The following is a 16,194-nucleotide window of genomic DNA, read 5'->3' on the forward strand; positions in this document are numbered from 1 at the left end:
GGAGACTTGGAAACTAGGGCGTCAGCCTTGGTGGAGTCGTTGTTGGGATACCACCCTGATAGTATTGAAGTTCTAACTGGATGCCATGAAACTGGTGACAGGACATTGTTAGGTGGGCAGTTTGACTGGGGCGGTCGCCTCCTAAAATGTAACGGAGGCGCCCAAAGGTTCCCTCAGAACGGTCGGAAATCGTTCGAAGAGTGTAAAGGCAGAAGGGAGCCTGACTGCGACACCTACAAGTGGAGCAGGGACGAAAGTCGGGCTTAGTGATCCGGTGGTACCTCGTGGGAGGGCCATCGCTCAACGGATAAAAGCTACCTCGGGGATAACAGGCTGATCTCCCCCAAGAGTTCACATCGACGGGGAGGTTTGGCACCTCGATGTCGGCTCGTCGCATCCTGGGGCTGAAGTAGGTCCCAAGGGTTGGGCTGTTCGCCCATTAAAGCGGCACGCGAGCTGGGTTCAGAACGTCGTGAGACAGTTCGGTCCCTATCCGTCGCGGGCGTAGGAAATTTGAGAGGAGCTGTCCTTAGTACGAGAGGACCGGGATGGACTGACCTATGGTGTACCAGTTGTTTCGCCAGAAGCATAGCTGGGTAGCTAAGTCGGGAAGGGATAAACGCTGAAAGCATCTAAGTGTGAAGCCCACCTCAAGATGAGATTTCCCATAGCATAAGCTAGTAAGACCCCTTGAAGACTACAAGGTTGATAGGTCAGAGGTGTAAGTGCGGCAACGTATTTAGCTGACTGATACTAATAGGTCGAGGGCTTGACCAATATAATCAAGTTGTAATATACATTAAAATTATATGCAATTTTGAAAGAACAGTATTTCTTTCAAAAGAAAATCTCGTGATGATGGCATAGAGGTAACACTCCTTCCCATTCCGAACAGGAAAGTTAAGGTCTATTACGCTGATGGTACTGCATGGGAGACTATGTGGGAGAGTAGGAAGTTGCGAGGTAAGATGGCTCGATAGCTCAGTCGGTAGAGCAGAGGACTGAAAATCCTCGTGTCACTGGTTCGATTCCAGTTCGAGCCACCATAATGGCGCTATAGCCAAGTGGTAAGGCAGAGGTCTGCAAAACCTTTATTCCCCAGTTCAAATCTGGGTGGCGCCTCCAATTTATTTAAGATAGCTTATGTATTAACTAAATAGTTGATGCATAGGCTATTTTTTATGTATATAATAAGCTTTATGGAAATCTATAATTTAAAATTGAATTAATTACATAGAAATATTATAAGTTAATGAGTCACTAATAGAGTGAATTAATGAATTATATATCACATGACATGTGTTGCAGCGATTGAATTTATATATTTAATGGCATTACATTGGTTAAATTGGTTTACTATAATTGCAAAGGTAGGATATTATCATAAATATATATTAAATAAATTTTTAAATTACTTTTTAAATTACTTTTTAAAGTTTATTGAAAAAGGTTTCAAAGAGTGCTATACTAAATTTAAGGAAAATAAATATTGGGTACCTATTTTTCTAAAAGCTAATAGATATGCATGCATTATTAGATTATTAATAGAAGGTATATTTATCGATATGATAAATATGAATAAAAACTAGTACAGCATTATTTAAAGAATGTAAGAGAAAATTGGCCTTGCTAGTTATTTTTACCAAGTTTCATGGAAGTCAAATTATAAATATACTAGGCAATTAATGTATCTTTTGTAAACGATAAAAATAGTCTTCCGAACGAAGAAATTTTAGGAATATTATAAACGCACTAGGAATATACGAATTTAAATCAAATGAAATAAAAAATGGGAGATGATTTTAATGAAAATAAAAATTAGTAACTCTGTAATATATATTTTCGCTGCACTTAGTGGGCTTTTGTTTGGTTATGATACTGGAGTTATTTCAGGAGCTATTTTATTTATTCAAGAACAAATGCACCTTGATTCATGGCAGCAAGGATGGGTTGTAAGTTCTGTATTATTAGGAGCTATTCTTGGGGCTGCAATCATTGGTCCTATGTCTGATAAATATGGCCGTATAAAGCTAATTCTTACATCGGCTGTTATATTCTTTGTCGGCGCACTTGGATCAGCATTTGCTCCAGAAATTTGGTCATTAATTATATTTAGAATCATTCTTGGTGTCGCAGTTGGTGCATCTTCAGCTCTAATTCCAACTTATTTAGCTGAACTATCACCATCTGAAAAACGTGGAACCATATCAAGTTTGTTTCAGCTAATGGTTATGAGCGGAATTTTATTGGCTTATATTACGAATTATGCATTTTCAGATTTATATACTGGTTGGAGAGTGATGTTAGGGTTCGCAGCTATTCCAGCAGCAGTTCTTTTAATAGGCGCACTTGTGTTACCAGAAAGTCCTAGATTTTTAGTAAAAGATGGACGAGTAGACGAAGCAAGAAGTATATTAGAACATATGAATAAACATGATAAAAGTGCTGTTAATTATGAATTAGCTCAAATAAAAAAACAAGCCGAGATTAAAAGTGGTGGAGTTAAAGAGCTATTTAGCGAATTTGTACGCCCGGCATTAGTTATAGGCTTTGGTCTAGCTATTTTTCAACAAATTATGGGATGCAATACAGTTCTTTATTATGCACCAACTATATTTACAGATGTCGGATTTGGTGTACAAGCAGCTTTGCTTGCCCATATTGGAATTGGAGTCTTTAATATAATAATTACTGCTATAGCTGTAGCCATTATGGATAAGATTGACCGTAAAAAAATGCTTATTTATGGAGCTATTGGGATGGGAGTTTCGCTATTGATTATGAGCATCTCAATGAAATTTTCTAATGGTTCATCTGTTGCTTCGATTATATGTGTTATCGCATTAACTATCTACATTGCCTTTTTCTCAGCTACTTGGGGACCTGTAATGTGGGTTATGGTAGGAGAAGTATTTCCACTAAATATTCGTGGCTTAGGCAATTCATTTAGTAGTGTAATTAATTGGAGTGCTAATATGATGGTATCATTGACATTTCCAGCATTATTGAATTACTTTGGTACAGGTAGTTTATTTATAGGTTATGGTATAATCTGTTTTGCGGCAATTTGGTTTGTTCAATTTAAAGTATTTGAAACTCGTAATCGTTCACTTGAAGATATAGAAGCTGAACTTAGATCATATAAAGGAGTAGAAAAACTCCAAAAGGATATCTGCACACAAGATGCTACAACTAAGGCTTAGGGGATAAGAGTAGTTATAAGATATTATAAAAAAGATATGTTAGTTAAACATATCTTTTTTATATAATATAAAGGCAACAAGTCCACAAATGCCAATAGTTACGCCCATAACTATGGAGAATGCATGTGGATTATCCGCAGATAATGGTAATGCTATATTCATACCAAATATTCCACCTATTATAGTCGGTATTGCCATAAGAATTGTAACTGATGCAAGTACTTTCATGACAATATTTAAGTTATTTGATATTACAGAAGCAAAAAAGTCCATTGTACTAGCTAATATATTACTATAGATTTCAGTCATTTCTATAGCTTGTTTATTTTCTATAATTACATCTTCTAAAACATCTTTATCTTCTTCATATTTTTGCATAAGCTCTAATTTCAGCATTTTCTCTAAAGTAATTTCATTAGCCTTTAGTGAAGTTGAAAAATAAACAAGTGATTTTTCCAGAGAATGTAATTGTATAAGCTCTCTATTTTTCATAGATTTATGAAGCCTTTTTTCAATCATTAAACTTTTTTTATCTATTTGACGCAAATAAAGTAAATAGTATGTTGATATTCTATTTAGTATTTGTAATGTAAATCTTGATTTTTTAAATGTATAAAAAGATTTAATTTTGTTATTAGCAAAATCCGTTAGGATTTTACTGTTTTTTAAGCATACAGTTATCAATTGTTTATTAGTATGTATTATTGATAATGGGTATGTATCATAAGTAAGAGAGTTATCTTCCATTTCGGTAAACGGTATATCCACTATTATTAATAATGAATCCTCTTCAATATCGATACGTGAGGTTTCTTCATCATCTAAAGCTGCTTTTAAGAATTCCAAAGGGACACCTGTTTTCTTTGATATTAATATTAGTTCCTCAGCAGATGGAGCAATAAGATTTATCCAAGCACCATTTTCTATTGTATCTATTAATTTTAGGGAAGGATCAAATTCACTTTCGCTTTTATAGATTTGAATCAATTTATAACACCTCCTAAGCAGTACAACTAATATTATACTATTATAAGATGGTTTGTAAACACATAGCATTTCTTGTAATATACTATTATTTTTATTATTCTGTAAGTTTAATATGAAAATACATCAAAGGATTTTACGTTTGATTTTTTATTATGCCAGAATCTATGAAGTGAAATATGGTATCTTAAAATATAAATCGATATAATATATGGAGTTTATTATTATCAAAAGCATATATTATATTATTTTTAAGATACCATATCTTAAAATTTTTTTATTAGCAATTTCTATTATTAAAGAATTCAGACTTAACTTCAGAGAGTAAAGTTTCGTTTTGTATCAAGTCAATAGCAGTTAATGCAAGAGCTGTAGCTGCTATATTGCATTGTTTTAAAGCAAATTCAGATGTAGTTGCTTTTGCGAAATCTAGGCTTCCATATTTAATATTTTCATCATCTATTATAGATATATATGGATGTATGCAAGGAACCTTATGACTTACATCTCCAATGCTTAATCCAGCATATATATCTTTTGGTGGATTAATATTTATTATTCCACTTTCTTTAAGGTTATGACTAAATAGCCTATTTAGTGTTCTATTGGTTATTAACTCCTTATTAGGAGACTCATATAAGAAAAATTTATTAGGAATATCTATTAATGCTGTCACATTATGTGCAATTTTTCTTATTTTATCATAAGCTTCGTTAGCAGTTTTCGTGTTAGATGCACGAATGCAAAATTTAATTTCAGAATCTGCTGGTAATAGCAATGTTGTATACCCACCATTAGATATAACCGAATTTATTTCTAAATTATCTGGAAATCCTTTTTTTATAGAGTTTAAAATATTAAGAGTTAGTAAAACGGCATCTAATGATGTATAAGAATTCCGATTTAAAAAACTTAACTTGCTTTCGCTTTCAAACTTAAGTCCTAATGGGATAATTGCTGATGAAGAGCCACTTTCACATGTACATGTGTCAGGGTGTGCTACCATTACAACATCTATGTCATCAAATAGTCCTTGTTTTACCATTGTCCCTTTAGTCCCGCCAAAGTATTCACCGGGGCAACCTACCAGTATTACAGAACCTCCGATGTCATCTATAACACTTCCTAAAGCTAATGTAGCGGATACTGACATTGCAGTAACCATATTATGCCCGGTAATATGACCTTCATTTTCGATAGCGTCATATTCACATAGATAACATATTTTAGGATGACCCTGGCCTTTCTTTGCTATAAATGAATTGTTAATGTTTAAAAAATTTCTATCAACTTCAAATTTGTATTTATTTAATAAATTGCATATGCAATTAGACGCGTTAACTTCACTATAACTTTTTTCGGGATTCTCATATAAATAGGTACAGAGATTTTTAATATCGTCAGCACAAGTAGATAAAAATGAAATAATTTTGTTTTTCATAAGCGCAATTCCTTACTTAAAACTTGCAAAATAAATTACTAGATCTTGTATATAGTACAGGTTTTGCTTTGTTTTACAGTAAGTTCTCCTTTCATATTAATGTTTTTATTGTTAACATGATAATAGCTGTATTAAATATAAGCTTAATATAGCTATTATTTTAAATATTATGAGCAAATTATTGTTTGAAAATTTAATAATATAAGCTATTTTTGCAAGCTATATTTACATTATGTAATTTGTATTAAATTCAGTAGTAATTGTGTAAATATATATTGCTCTTTATTAGTATTACCATAAATTAAAAAAATATCTATATAGAAGTTATTAACATCCACAAGGTGTATAAAGTCTACATAATTGGTAATAATTTTATAAGAATCATAAAATTAAGGGGGAATTACTAATGGAGGATACAAATAAATCATGTTTTTTATGTGGAGCAAGTGATTGCGATGGTATAATATTAAATGGAGAAAAGATTTGTAAAGCATGTGAAGAGAAAATTGTTAATACAAATGTAGAGGATCCAGATTATGATTATTATAAGGATAATGTTAGGATAATCTTATTTAGCGAACATGCTTAGAAATTAAATTCTTACATTTAAACGCTAATATACAGAGGGGTACTTTAAGATGAAAAAAGGTTTATTTATAGTTTTTGAAGGTGGCGAGGGAACCGGAAAAACAACGGCGATTGACGCAATATATGATTGGATTACAGAAAATAATTTTGAATGTATAAAGACGAGGGAGCCAGGCGGAATTAAAATATCAGAGCAAATAAGACAAGTTATTTTAAGCAAAGATAACAAGGAGATGGATGCTAAAACAGAAGCACTATTATATGCAGCGGCGAGAAGACAACACCTTGTAGAAAAAGTGATACCAGCATTGAATCAAGGTGTAATAGTTCTTTGTGATAGGTTTATAGATTCTTCTTTGGCGTATCAGGGTTATGCGAGAAATTTAGGAATAGAAGAAGTTTTAAGTATAAATAAATTTGCTATTGGTGAGTATATGCCGGATATATCAGTGCTATTTGATCTTGATCCTAAAATAGGATTGGCTAGAATAGCTAATAATGATTGCAGAGAAGTAAATAGATTAGATATAGAAAAGTTAGAGTTTCATGAAAGAGTTAGAGAAGGATATGATATTGTTTATAAAAATAATAATCATAGAATTGTTAAGATAGATGCAAATAATACGAAAGAAAATGTAATTAATCAAATAAAAAATATACTAAGACCTAAAATATGGACAAATATAAACTAAGTAATAAAAAGCCACCTATTTGTGGTAAAATAATATGTAGTAAATTATTATTAGTTTAAGGGTGGGAATTAAAATGAAATTGATAATTGCAATTGTTCAGGATGAAGATTCAGCAGATGTCATAGAGGCTTTAACAGAAGAGGATTATAGAGTTACAAAATTAGCAACTACAGGAGGATTTCTTAAATCTGGTAATACTACATTATTGGTAGGAATTGAAGAGGAAAAAGTCGAACTTGTTATTGATGTTATTAGGAATGTATGTAGAAAGCGAAATGAGACAGTAGTTACACCAACTACCCTTGGGGGAAGTGAAAGTGGATATATGCAACAATACCCAGTGCAAATTAGCGTGGGAGGTGCTACTGTATTCGTAATTGATGTGGATAAGTTCGTAAAAATATGATATCAAGGAGAGATAAGCATTGAGAAAGATAATTGGACATAAAAATATTATCGATAATATAAATAATAGAAGACAAAAGGATTCATTTTCTCATGCAAATCTAATAATTGGTAATGATGGAATAGGAAAAAGTATAGTAGCTAAGTATCTTTCAAACCAGATTATTAAAGAGAGAAATGGTGTAGAGAGTGTTGATATTGTAAGGTATTCTCCTAATTCCAATTCATTTGGTGTTGATGATGTGAGAAGCATTATAAGTGAAGTCAATAAAAAGCCTTATGAAGGTGATAAAAAGGTATTAATATTATATAAATGTGACAAGCTAACAGTTCAAGCTCAAAATGCATTATTAAAAACTATTGAAGAACCACCAAGAGGTGTACATTTAATATTACTAAGTGATTCTTTAGAAGTAATTTTAGATACAATAAAATCGCGTTGCCAAATATATAGGTTAACACCATTAAATAAAGAAGAAATTTTGAGTTACCTTGAGGAAAAATATAATAATTTAAGTGAAGATGATAAAAAAGCTGCATTAGCTTATAGTGCTGGAATACCTGGAAATGTAGATAGATTTTTTAGCGATGATAAGTTGAGAAATTTGAGAGATATATGTATAGAATTATTTGAAGATATCGTAAGTAGACAAAAAGGTATTATATTAAAGTATGAAGAATTATTAAAAAGTGCAAAAGAAGATAAATTAGAGTTACTAAATATACTTCTATCATATATAAGAGATATCTTACTTCTTAAAGAACTTAATGATAGTGAACTCGTTGTTAATTTTGATAAAATATATAAGATAAAAAATATATCAAGAGGAATATCTTATAAGAAATTAAATAGTATGTTAGAATACATAAAAGAAGCTAGAATAAATTTTAATAGTAATACGAACTATTCAATGGTCATAAGTGTTTTGCTTATGGGCTTTGCGGAGGTATAATTAATGATAAAAGTTATAGGCGTAAGATTCAAGAAGGCAGGAAAGATTTACTACTTTAGTCCATTAGAATTGGATATAAAAAAGGGCAATTATGTAATAGTAGAGACAGCTAGAGGTATAGAATTTGGTGAATGCGTTATAGGAATTAAGGAGATAAAAGAGGAAGATATAGTATCACCTTTAAAGAATGTTATTAGAATTGCTGATGAGGATGATATTAGAAAACATAAAGAAAATAAGGATAAAGAAAAAGAAGCATTAGATATATGTTTAGCTAAAATTCAAGAACATAAATTAAATATGAAATTAATAGATGTAGAATATACATTTGATAATCATAAGGTTATATTCTACTTTACAGCAGATGGTAGAGTAGATTTTAGAGAATTAGTTAAGGATTTAGCTACTATATTTAAAACCAGAATAGAATTAAGACAAATAGGAGTAAGAGATGAGGCTAAAATGGTTGGAGGACTTGGACCATGTGGTAGGCCTATGTGCTGCTCTACATTCTTAGGAGACTTTGCATCTGTGTCAATAAAAATGGCAAAGGAACAGAATCTTTCTTTGAATCCAACCAAGATATCTGGAATATGTGGAAGATTGATGTGCTGTTTGAACTATGAGCAAACTACATATGAAGGTATAAGAAAGAGATTGCCTAAGATTGGTTCTATTGTTAAGACAGAGGCTGGGAATGGAGAAGTTGTTGGTAATTCAATAGTTAAAGAGATGGTAAAGGTTAAGGTTAGAAGAGGAGACGAGGAAGTTGTTGAGGAATTCAAAATAACTGATGTAGAGCTCGTTTCAGGAAAATATGAAGACACAATTGATGAAAATAATATAAAATTGATTGTTGAGTCAGAGGAAGATAAAACATTAATAAAAAATCTTATTAATGAAAAATAGGAGGAATTTCTATGAAATCTGTTATTAAGATTTGTAATATGGAGTCTAATGACGATGCCAAGATAATTCAAGATACAGTTGTTAAGAATTCGGGAGTAATAGCTACTGAAATTTCGCTTGCAAAAAGGGAGATAACAGTGATATATAATGATATCTTTTTAAAACTCGAAAGGATTATAAATTCCATAGAGGATTTAGGATATGTTGTTTTGTAATCGTAAATGATATAACAATATTAAAAAATAAGAAGTCTAGAATACAAAACACTTTTAAAACATACGAATACGTGTTAAAATGTAAGAGGTTAATTACCACAATTTATTAGGAGGTGTTCTAGATGGCATTTGTTATTAATGATTCATGTGTTAGCTGTGGAGCATGCGCTGGAGAATGTCCAGTTAGTGCTATAACTCAAGGAGATACTCAATTCGTTATTGATGCAGATACTTGTATCGATTGCGGAAACTGTGCTAATGTTTGCCCAGTGGGAGCTCCAAACCAAGAGTAATAAAAGAGAGATCGTCTTTAGGCGGTCTTTTTTTTATTTAAAAATAGTTGAAATAGTTATTTTCACTATTTATATGGAGGTGTTAACAAGATACATTCAGACTTAAGGTTAGAATTTATATACAAGTCAGAAGTATCTAATATATTAGAATTTATTTTTTTTACGCTCTTCATAGATATTATAAAATTCTTAGGGTCGTCTAAGTATAAAGTTGTTGTATTAGTTTTATAATGCATAGGAACTATGTATTTGGGGGAAATAAGGTTACAAAGTTTCGCAGACTCAAAACCGTTGAGAGTGAAATGTCCACCAATAGGGATAAGTAAAATATCAATATTTTTAAGCTTTTCTAAAATCAATGAACAAGGTATATGGCCTAAATGTCCTAAATGGCATATGGAAAGTTTATCATCCTTAAATATATAAATAATATTTGAGCCTCTTTTTAGTCCATTGCACTTATCATGAAAGGAGTCAAACCCTTCTATATTAAGGAAGCTTAAGTTAAAGTTTCCGCTCTCATTAATAATCTTGGTTGTATTATTTATATCATTAATATATGAACTATCAAAATGGTTATGACTAATGGTAATTAAATCAGATTTAGGGAAATTATTATCATAACCTAAATTGTTGCTAAATGGATCAATTAGAATTCTTTTACCAATGGATGTTTTCATAAGGAAACAAGAATGTCCATACCAAATAATTTGCATATAAAACCTCCATAAATTGAAATATATTAGATATTATTAACATACAGTAATATAAATAATCATAAATTTATATTGATACTTCAAAAAGTAGAAGAAGTATAGTATAATATTATAAAGTCAAAGTAAGTCAAAAACAAATAATTAAATAAAGGTTTAAGCAGGTGATGTTATGGCAAGACTTTCAGATATAATAGAAGAGTTTATAAAACAAATGTTTAATGAGAATAGAGATAATGTGATTTTTATACAAAGAAATGAGTTAGCAGATCAATTTAGATGCGCGCCGTCCCAAATAAACTATGTATTAACAACTCGATTTACCTATGAAAGAGGATATTTAATTGAGAGCAAGAGAGGCGGCGGAGGTCATATAGCGATCAAGCAGTTGGATGATGACAACTCCAATAGAAGAGAAGAATTAATTAACCAAAGCATAGGAGAAACAATAACATATCATAATGCAAACGCATTGCTTAATCACTTATTAGAATCTGGAGTTATTGAAGAAAGAGAATGTGAAATAATGAAAATAGCAATAAATGATAGAAGTTTAACTTCAGCAGATAATAAAAATAAAGTAAGAGCTGATATTTTAAAAGCTATGATTATGATAATTTTATCTTAAAGGTGGGGATATATATGTTATGTGAAAAATGTAAAAAAAATGAAGCAAAGATAAATTTAATTACAGTGATGAATGGTCAGAAACAAGAAATTTGGTTATGTGAAAATTGTGCAAAAGATATAGCTAATATTCCGTTCTTTAATCCAATAATGCAAAATATAAATGTTCCATTTCAAGGAATACTTACAGAAATATTATCTAATGTAGATAATGGTAAATCAAATATAGATAATAATAAAGTAAAGGAAATTATCTGTCCAAATTGTGGGTTAACTTATCAGGAATTTAAGAAATCAGGAAGATTGGGATGTACTGATTGTTATAAAGAATTTAATATTGTACTTGAGCCAAGGATAAAGAGCTTACAAGTTGGAAGTAAACATATTGGTAAGATTCCTAAGGTAAAGGGAAAGGAATTGGTTCAAAGAAAAAACCTTAAGGATTTAAAAGAAGAGATGCAAAAATTGATAGTAGCTGAGGAATATGAGAGAGCAGCAATAGTAAGAGATGAAATTAAAAAACTAGAATTATATATATTAGAAAGTAACACTAAGGAAATTATAAATAGAAAGGAGGGAAATTGTGATGAATAGCTGGGAAGATGATAAGGAAGGACTTGGAGCAGTATTAAGTAGCAAAGTGTTGTTAGCTAGAAACTTTAGTAATTTACCTTTTCCTAATAAACTAAACTATATTAAGGGTAGAGAAAATGGCAAAGAAGTATATAACGTTCTTAAAAATGAATTAGATAATGAAGAAATTACGTTATATGAGATTTGGAATACAAAAGAGGAATTTAGTAAACAATATTTAGAAAGGGATCTAATCAGCAAAGAGCTTTTGAAAAATTCTGATAAGGGCTCATTTATATTGAATAAAGAAGAAGATCTTAGCATTATGATAAATGAAAAAGATCATATAAATCTTCAATGTGTAAGTGATGGATTGAAATTAGAAGAAATTTTTGAGAGAGCAACGGTTATTGATGATAAGATAGAAGAAAATTTTGACTATGCTTTTGATGAAACATTAGGTTATTTAACAGCATCACCAGAGAATATCGGAACAGGAATGAAGGCCTCAGTAGTATTACATTTGCCAGCTCTTAGTATGAGTGAAGAAATTAATAATATATCCAAAAGGCTTGGTAAGTTAGGAATTGCTATAAAGGGAGTTCATCTAGATGGTACAAAAGTTTTTGGAAATTTATACAGAATATTTAATAAAGTGTCATTAGGTTTGACAGAGGAGAATATTATAAATAAATTAAAAGAAGCAGTTTGGAGCATAATAATAGAGGAAAATAAATTCCGAGAAATATTACTTAGTAAATGTAGACATGAATTAGAGGATAAGATATATAGAGCATATGGAATACTGAAATATGCAATGATTTTGGATTTTAAAGAGTCTATTGAACTATTATCAAATGTTAGATTAGGAGCGGAATTATCAATTATAAATATTGATAAGGGTAAGTTAGATAAACTATTTATTCTAATTACTAATTCATCCCTTCAAAATTATTTGAAAAAATCACTAGATGATAAGGAAATTAAGTATGAAAGAGCTAAATTAGTGAAAGAAATGTTAACCTAAGGAGAAGATAGGAGGTTTAAAGTATATGGAATATAATAAATTAACAGAAAGGGCACAAGCAGTAATTTTAGAAGCTGAAAATGAATCAGAAAAATTTAAACATGGGTATGTTGGAACTGAGCATATATTACTTGGCATATTAAAAGAAGATGGATATTCTGCTAAGTTATTAAAAAAATATGGGGTTAATAGTGAGAATATTAGAAATATGATACAAAGATACTTGGGTTATGGGGATATCAAGAAAACAGACGATAATATTTTACTTACCCCTCGTACCAAAAGGTTAATAGATGAAAGTTTTGCAGCAGCAAAAAGATTAAATCATAAATATGTTAGCCCTGAACATATTTTATTAGCCTTACTTAACCAAGAAGAAGGAATGGCATACACTATCTTAAAAAGCTTGAATCTTAACTTTACCATTATAAGTGAAGAATTACTTGTATTCTTATCCGGTACTTATGAAGATAAAGCTAGCGATAAAAATATAATTGATAATAAGAAAGCTAATACTCCAATGCTTGATAAGTATGGAAGGGATTTAACAGTACTATCTAAGGAACAAGGACTAGATCCTGTAATTGGAAGGGATAATGAAACTCAAAGGTTATTAGAAATTCTTTGTAGGAGAATTAAAAATAACCCGTGTCTGATTGGGGAACCAGGCGTTGGTAAAACTGCTGTAGTTGAAGGACTAGCACAGAGAATAGTTGAGGGAAATATTCCAGAGATACTTAGAAATAAAAGAGTTGTTTCTTTAGATTTAACATCTATGATTGCAGGAGCTAAGTATAGAGGTGAATTTGAGGAAAGACTTAAGAAAACTATGGATGAAATAATTAAAGATAAAGATATAATTATTTTTATAGATGAGATTCACACTATTATAGGAGCAGGAGGAGCAGAAGGTGCTATCGATGCATCTAATATATTAAAGCCTGCTTTAGCAAGAGGAGAGATTCAATGTATAGGAGCCACAACTATAGATGAATATAGAAAGTATATTGAAAAGGATTCTGCATTAGAAAGAAGATTTCAACCTGTAACAGTGGGAGAGCCTTCAAAGGAAGAAACGCTAAAAATTCTTAAAGGATTAAGAGATAAGTATGAAGCTCATCACAGAGTTGAAATAACAGATGAAGCTTTAGAAGCGGCCGTTAATTTGGCAGATAGGTATATAACAGATAGATTTATGCCAGACAAAGCCATTGATTTGATTGATGAAGGAGCTGCTAAAGTGAGAATCCAAAGTTTAACAGCCCCTCCGGATTTAAAAGATTTAGAAGAAAAAATTGAAAATATAGGTAAAGAAAAGGAAGAAGCTATACGAGTTCAAGACTTTGAGAGAGCTGCGAATTTAAGGGATAAAGAGAGAATTTTAAAAGAGCAGTTAGGTAATATGAAAGATAGTTGGGATACTCAGAATTCTATAAAGACACTAGTTGTAGATGCAGAAAAGATAGCGAGTGTAGTATCATCTTGGACTAAGATTCCAATTCAAAAATTAACTGAATCGGAAAGTGAAAGGTTATTAAGATTAGAGGAAATACTACACAAGAGAGTTGTTGGACAAAATGAGGCGGTTAAATCTATAGCAAGGGCTGTGAGAAGGGCAAGAGTTGGAATAAAGGATCCTAATAGACCAATAGGAAGCTTTATATTTTTGGGACCAACTGGAGTTGGAAAGACTGAGCTTTCTAAAGCACTTGCAGAAGCTATGTTTGGTGATGAAAATAATATTATAAGAATTGATATGTCAGAATACATGGAAGGTCATTCGGTATCTAGATTAATAGGATCGCCTCCAGGATATGTAGGACATGAAGAAGGTGGTCAACTTACAGAAGCTGTTAGAAGAAAACCTTATTCAATAGTTCTTTTAGATGAGATAGAAAAGGCAAATCCAGAGGTATTCAATATATTGCTTCAAATTATGGAAGATGGAAGGCTTACTGATGGTAAAGGAAAAATAGTTAATTTTAAGAATACAATAATTATAATGACTTCAAATGTTGGGGCTCATCAAATTAAAAAACAAAAAAGCATAGGATTTAGTAGTGTTAGTTCTAAAAACGAAAATGAAACTGAATATGAAAAGATGAAGGAAAATATATTAGGAGAATTAAAGCAAAAATTTAGGCCAGAATTTTTAAATAGAATAGATGATACAATAGTATTCCATAAGTTGAGTGATGAAGATTTAAATCAAATTATAGATTTAATGCTTGCATCAATAAGAAAAAGGCTTGAAGACAGAGATATATACTTAAACTTTGAAGATAATAGTAAAAGGTTCCTGCTAAACAAAGGAATTGACCTTGATTATGGTGCAAGGCCACTTAGAAGATTAATAATAAAAGAGGTAGAAGATAAATTAAGTGAGGAAATATTACAAGGAAATATAAGAATTGGAGATAGGGTAAAGGTAAGTGAGTTAGAAAACAAACTTATTTTCAGAAGATTGGCTGAAAGCAATTTGGAGCTCAATAAGAATTAATTTATGTTAATGGGCTATTTCAACGCTATAAATTATTTATACATTGAAATAGTCTGTTTAGTTTAAAGATTAATATAATATTTGGGTATTGAGTAGTTTAAAATGTATTAAATATTAGGAGAAAATAGATATGAGTAAAGAAAAGAAAGAATTGGATTTAATTATAATTGGTGGTGGACCAGCAGGTCTTACAGCAGCAATGTATGCAGGAAGGGCAAAGTTGGATACATTGTTGTTAGAAAATGAACTTGTGGGAGGTCAAGTTAGAAATAGTTATACTATAGAGAATTACCCGGGATTTAAAAGTATAGGTGGAGGAGATTTAGCTGACATATTTCAAGAACAAGCTAGAGATCTTGGAGCAAATATTGATGAATTTGATTCAATTGAAAAGATATATATATCAGATGATGAAAAGATTATAGAAACTGAATCATATGTATACCAACCTAAAGCTGTAATAATTGCTACAGGAGCTGCACCAAGAAAACTGCCTCTTCCTCAAGAAGAACAATTTTCAGGAAGAGGAATTCATTACTGTGCTATTTGTGATGGAGCACTTTATCAAGGCAAAAAAGTTGCTGTTGTAGGCGGCGGAAATTCTGCACTAGAGGAGTCTATATTTTTAACTAGGTTTGCTGAAAAAGTGTACTTAATAAGAAGGTATGATTATTTTAAAGGAGAACAGTCATTAATTGATGAAGTTTTCAATAATCCTAAAATAGAAGTTCTATTAAATAAGGATTTGACTCAAGCCAATGGTAAGGAATTTTTGGAATCAGTTATTATAAAAGACACTAAGACTCAAGAAAGTAGTAGCTTAGATGTTAATGCAGTTTTTGGATATATAGGAACAGAGCCTAGAACAAAAGAAGTAAAGGATTATATAAAATTGAATGAACAAGGATATATAATTACCGATGAAGATTTACAAACAAATATTCAAGGAGTATATGCAGCAGGGGACGTAAGACAAAAGAAGTATAGGCAAATAACAACTGCTGTATCAGATGGTACGATTGCGCTTTTAAATGCAGAAAAATATATATTACGAAAAAGAAAATAGCATTA

Annotated in this window: 16 protein-coding genes, 2 tRNA genes and 2 rRNA genes (1 of these 20 running past the window's edge); 17 read left to right on the plus strand and 3 right to left on the minus strand. The window is 31.0% G+C overall.

Translation table 11 applies throughout. The features are described from left to right. From F3K33_RS00680 to F3K33_RS00705, 5 genes are all read left to right on the plus strand, one after another. A 23S ribosomal RNA gene (locus F3K33_RS00680) occupies positions 1-777 on the plus strand (it extends 2,132 nt beyond the left edge of the window). 71 nt (positions 778-848) lie between these two features. After that, positions 849-965 (plus strand): 5S ribosomal RNA (gene rrf, locus F3K33_RS00685). Between the two features lie 5 nt (positions 966-970). Beyond that, positions 971-1,046, plus strand: a tRNA-Phe gene (locus F3K33_RS00690). A gap of 4 nt (positions 1,047-1,050) precedes the next feature. Continuing rightward, a tRNA-Cys gene (locus F3K33_RS00695) sits at positions 1,051-1,125 on the plus strand. 680 nt (positions 1,126-1,805) lie between these two features. Continuing rightward, positions 1,806-3,203 (plus strand): sugar porter family MFS transporter, encoded by a 1,398-nt coding sequence (locus F3K33_RS00705; RefSeq protein ID WP_039769007.1) that lies wholly within the window; start codon positions 1,806-1,808, stop codon positions 3,201-3,203. Between the two features lie 39 nt (positions 3,204-3,242). On the opposite strand, the gene F3K33_RS00710 is transcribed toward F3K33_RS00705, so the two are convergent. Both F3K33_RS00710 and F3K33_RS00715 read right to left on the minus strand, forming a co-directional pair. Beyond that, complete coding sequence (locus F3K33_RS00710; RefSeq protein ID WP_039769009.1) at positions 3,243-4,190, minus strand: magnesium transporter CorA family protein; 948 nt, start codon at positions 4,188-4,190, stop codon at positions 3,243-3,245. Between the two features lie 277 nt (positions 4,191-4,467). Beyond that, positions 4,468-5,628 carry a zinc-binding metallopeptidase family protein gene (locus tag F3K33_RS00715; protein ID WP_023976587.1) on the minus strand — a complete coding sequence of 387 codons (1,161 nt, stop codon included), beginning with the start codon at positions 5,626-5,628 and terminating at the stop codon, positions 4,468-4,470. A 406-nt stretch (positions 5,629-6,034) separates the two neighbouring features. Between F3K33_RS00715 and F3K33_RS00720 the strand changes: the two genes are divergently transcribed. From F3K33_RS00720 to F3K33_RS00750, 7 genes are all read left to right on the plus strand, one after another. Then, the gene (locus tag F3K33_RS00720; RefSeq protein ID WP_011967476.1) at positions 6,035-6,217 is read left to right on the plus strand and encodes a sigma factor G inhibitor Gin; all 183 of its coding nucleotides are present in this window, start codon (positions 6,035-6,037) and stop codon (positions 6,215-6,217) included. Between the two features lie 49 nt (positions 6,218-6,266). Then, the gene (tmk, locus tag F3K33_RS00725; RefSeq protein ID WP_023976586.1) at positions 6,267-6,908 is read left to right on the plus strand and encodes a dTMP kinase; all 642 of its coding nucleotides are present in this window, start codon (positions 6,267-6,269) and stop codon (positions 6,906-6,908) included. A gap of 73 nt (positions 6,909-6,981) precedes the next feature. After that, on the plus strand, positions 6,982-7,314 hold the full coding sequence (locus F3K33_RS00730; RefSeq protein ID WP_011967478.1) for a cyclic di-AMP receptor DarA: 333 nt from the start codon (positions 6,982-6,984) through the stop codon (positions 7,312-7,314). A gap of 19 nt (positions 7,315-7,333) precedes the next feature. After that, the gene (locus F3K33_RS00735) at positions 7,334-8,266 is read left to right on the plus strand and encodes a DNA polymerase III subunit delta' (RefSeq protein ID WP_023976585.1); all 933 of its coding nucleotides are present in this window, start codon (positions 7,334-7,336) and stop codon (positions 8,264-8,266) included. Positions 8,267-8,269: 3 nt separating this feature from the next. Beyond that, positions 8,270-9,175 carry a PSP1 domain-containing protein gene (locus tag F3K33_RS00740; RefSeq protein ID WP_023976584.1) on the plus strand — a complete coding sequence of 302 codons (906 nt, stop codon included), beginning with the start codon at positions 8,270-8,272 and terminating at the stop codon, positions 9,173-9,175. Between the two features lie 11 nt (positions 9,176-9,186). Beyond that, positions 9,187-9,390 carry a heavy-metal-associated domain-containing protein gene (locus F3K33_RS00745; RefSeq protein WP_011967481.1) on the plus strand — a complete coding sequence of 68 codons (204 nt, stop codon included), beginning with the start codon at positions 9,187-9,189 and terminating at the stop codon, positions 9,388-9,390. 122 nt (positions 9,391-9,512) lie between these two features. Further along, positions 9,513-9,683, plus strand: a complete 171-nt coding sequence (locus F3K33_RS00750; RefSeq protein WP_008426524.1) for a 4Fe-4S ferredoxin — start codon at positions 9,513-9,515, stop codon at positions 9,681-9,683. A gap of 65 nt (positions 9,684-9,748) precedes the next feature. On the opposite strand, the gene F3K33_RS00755 is transcribed toward F3K33_RS00750, so the two are convergent. Next, positions 9,749-10,399 carry an MBL fold metallo-hydrolase gene (locus F3K33_RS00755; protein WP_023976583.1) on the minus strand — a complete coding sequence of 217 codons (651 nt, stop codon included), beginning with the start codon at positions 10,397-10,399 and terminating at the stop codon, positions 9,749-9,751. 169 nt (positions 10,400-10,568) lie between these two features. Between F3K33_RS00755 and F3K33_RS00760 the strand changes: the two genes are divergently transcribed. The 5 genes from F3K33_RS00760 (at position 10,569) to trxB (ending at position 16,189) form a co-directional block, all read left to right on the plus strand. Beyond that, on the plus strand, positions 10,569-11,024 hold the full coding sequence (locus F3K33_RS00760) for a CtsR family transcriptional regulator (RefSeq protein WP_011967483.1): 456 nt from the start codon (positions 10,569-10,571) through the stop codon (positions 11,022-11,024). Positions 11,025-11,038: 14 nt separating this feature from the next. Further along, positions 11,039-11,617, plus strand: a complete 579-nt coding sequence (locus F3K33_RS00765; protein WP_011967484.1) for a UvrB/UvrC motif-containing protein — start codon at positions 11,039-11,041, stop codon at positions 11,615-11,617. Further along, on the plus strand, positions 11,610-12,623 hold the full coding sequence (locus tag F3K33_RS00770; protein ID WP_023976582.1) for a protein arginine kinase: 1,014 nt from the start codon (positions 11,610-11,612) through the stop codon (positions 12,621-12,623). Before F3K33_RS00765 ends, F3K33_RS00770 begins: the two co-directional genes overlap by 8 nt. A 25-nt stretch (positions 12,624-12,648) precedes the next feature. Further along, a complete protein-coding gene (locus F3K33_RS00775; protein ID WP_039769017.1) occupies positions 12,649-15,123 on the plus strand; it encodes an ATP-dependent Clp protease ATP-binding subunit in 2,475 nt (824 codons plus the stop codon). A 130-nt stretch (positions 15,124-15,253) separates the two neighbouring features. Then, the gene (gene trxB, locus F3K33_RS00780; protein WP_039769019.1) at positions 15,254-16,189 is read left to right on the plus strand and encodes a thioredoxin-disulfide reductase; all 936 of its coding nucleotides are present in this window, start codon (positions 15,254-15,256) and stop codon (positions 16,187-16,189) included. Positions 16,190-16,194 lie beyond the last annotated feature (5 nt).

The organism is Clostridium beijerinckii (assembly GCF_008705175.1).
In the GTDB taxonomy this organism is placed as follows: Bacteria; Bacillota; Clostridia; order Clostridiales; family Clostridiaceae; genus Clostridium; species Clostridium beijerinckii.

Bases quoted from the DNA above. Each gene is read 5' to 3' on its own strand.
- F3K33_RS00755 (WP_023976583.1), bottom strand. From the start codon at position 10,399: ATGCAAATTATTTGGTATGGACATTCTTGTTTCCTTATGAAAACATCC.
- F3K33_RS00745 (WP_011967481.1), top strand. From the start codon at position 9,187: ATGAAATCTGTTATTAAGATTTGTAATATGGAGTCTAATGACGATGCC.
- trxB (WP_039769019.1), top strand. From the start codon at position 15,254: ATGAGTAAAGAAAAGAAAGAATTGGATTTAATTATAATTGGTGGTGGA.
- F3K33_RS00715 (WP_023976587.1), bottom strand. From the start codon at position 5,628: ATGAAAAACAAAATTATTTCATTTTTATCTACTTGTGCTGACGATATT.
- F3K33_RS00765 (WP_011967484.1), top strand. From the start codon at position 11,039: ATGTTATGTGAAAAATGTAAAAAAAATGAAGCAAAGATAAATTTAATT.
- F3K33_RS00770 (WP_023976582.1), top strand. From the start codon at position 11,610: ATGAATAGCTGGGAAGATGATAAGGAAGGACTTGGAGCAGTATTAAGT.
- F3K33_RS00760 (WP_011967483.1), top strand. From the start codon at position 10,569: ATGGCAAGACTTTCAGATATAATAGAAGAGTTTATAAAACAAATGTTT.
- F3K33_RS00705 (WP_039769007.1), top strand. From the start codon at position 1,806: ATGAAAATAAAAATTAGTAACTCTGTAATATATATTTTCGCTGCACTT.
- F3K33_RS00730 (WP_011967478.1), top strand. From the start codon at position 6,982: ATGAAATTGATAATTGCAATTGTTCAGGATGAAGATTCAGCAGATGTC.
- F3K33_RS00775 (WP_039769017.1), top strand. From the start codon at position 12,649: ATGGAATATAATAAATTAACAGAAAGGGCACAAGCAGTAATTTTAGAA.
- F3K33_RS00720 (WP_011967476.1), top strand. From the start codon at position 6,035: ATGGAGGATACAAATAAATCATGTTTTTTATGTGGAGCAAGTGATTGC.
- F3K33_RS00750 (WP_008426524.1), top strand. From the start codon at position 9,513: ATGGCATTTGTTATTAATGATTCATGTGTTAGCTGTGGAGCATGCGCT.
- tmk (WP_023976586.1), top strand. From the start codon at position 6,267: ATGAAAAAAGGTTTATTTATAGTTTTTGAAGGTGGCGAGGGAACCGGA.
- F3K33_RS00740 (WP_023976584.1), top strand. From the start codon at position 8,270: ATGATAAAAGTTATAGGCGTAAGATTCAAGAAGGCAGGAAAGATTTAC.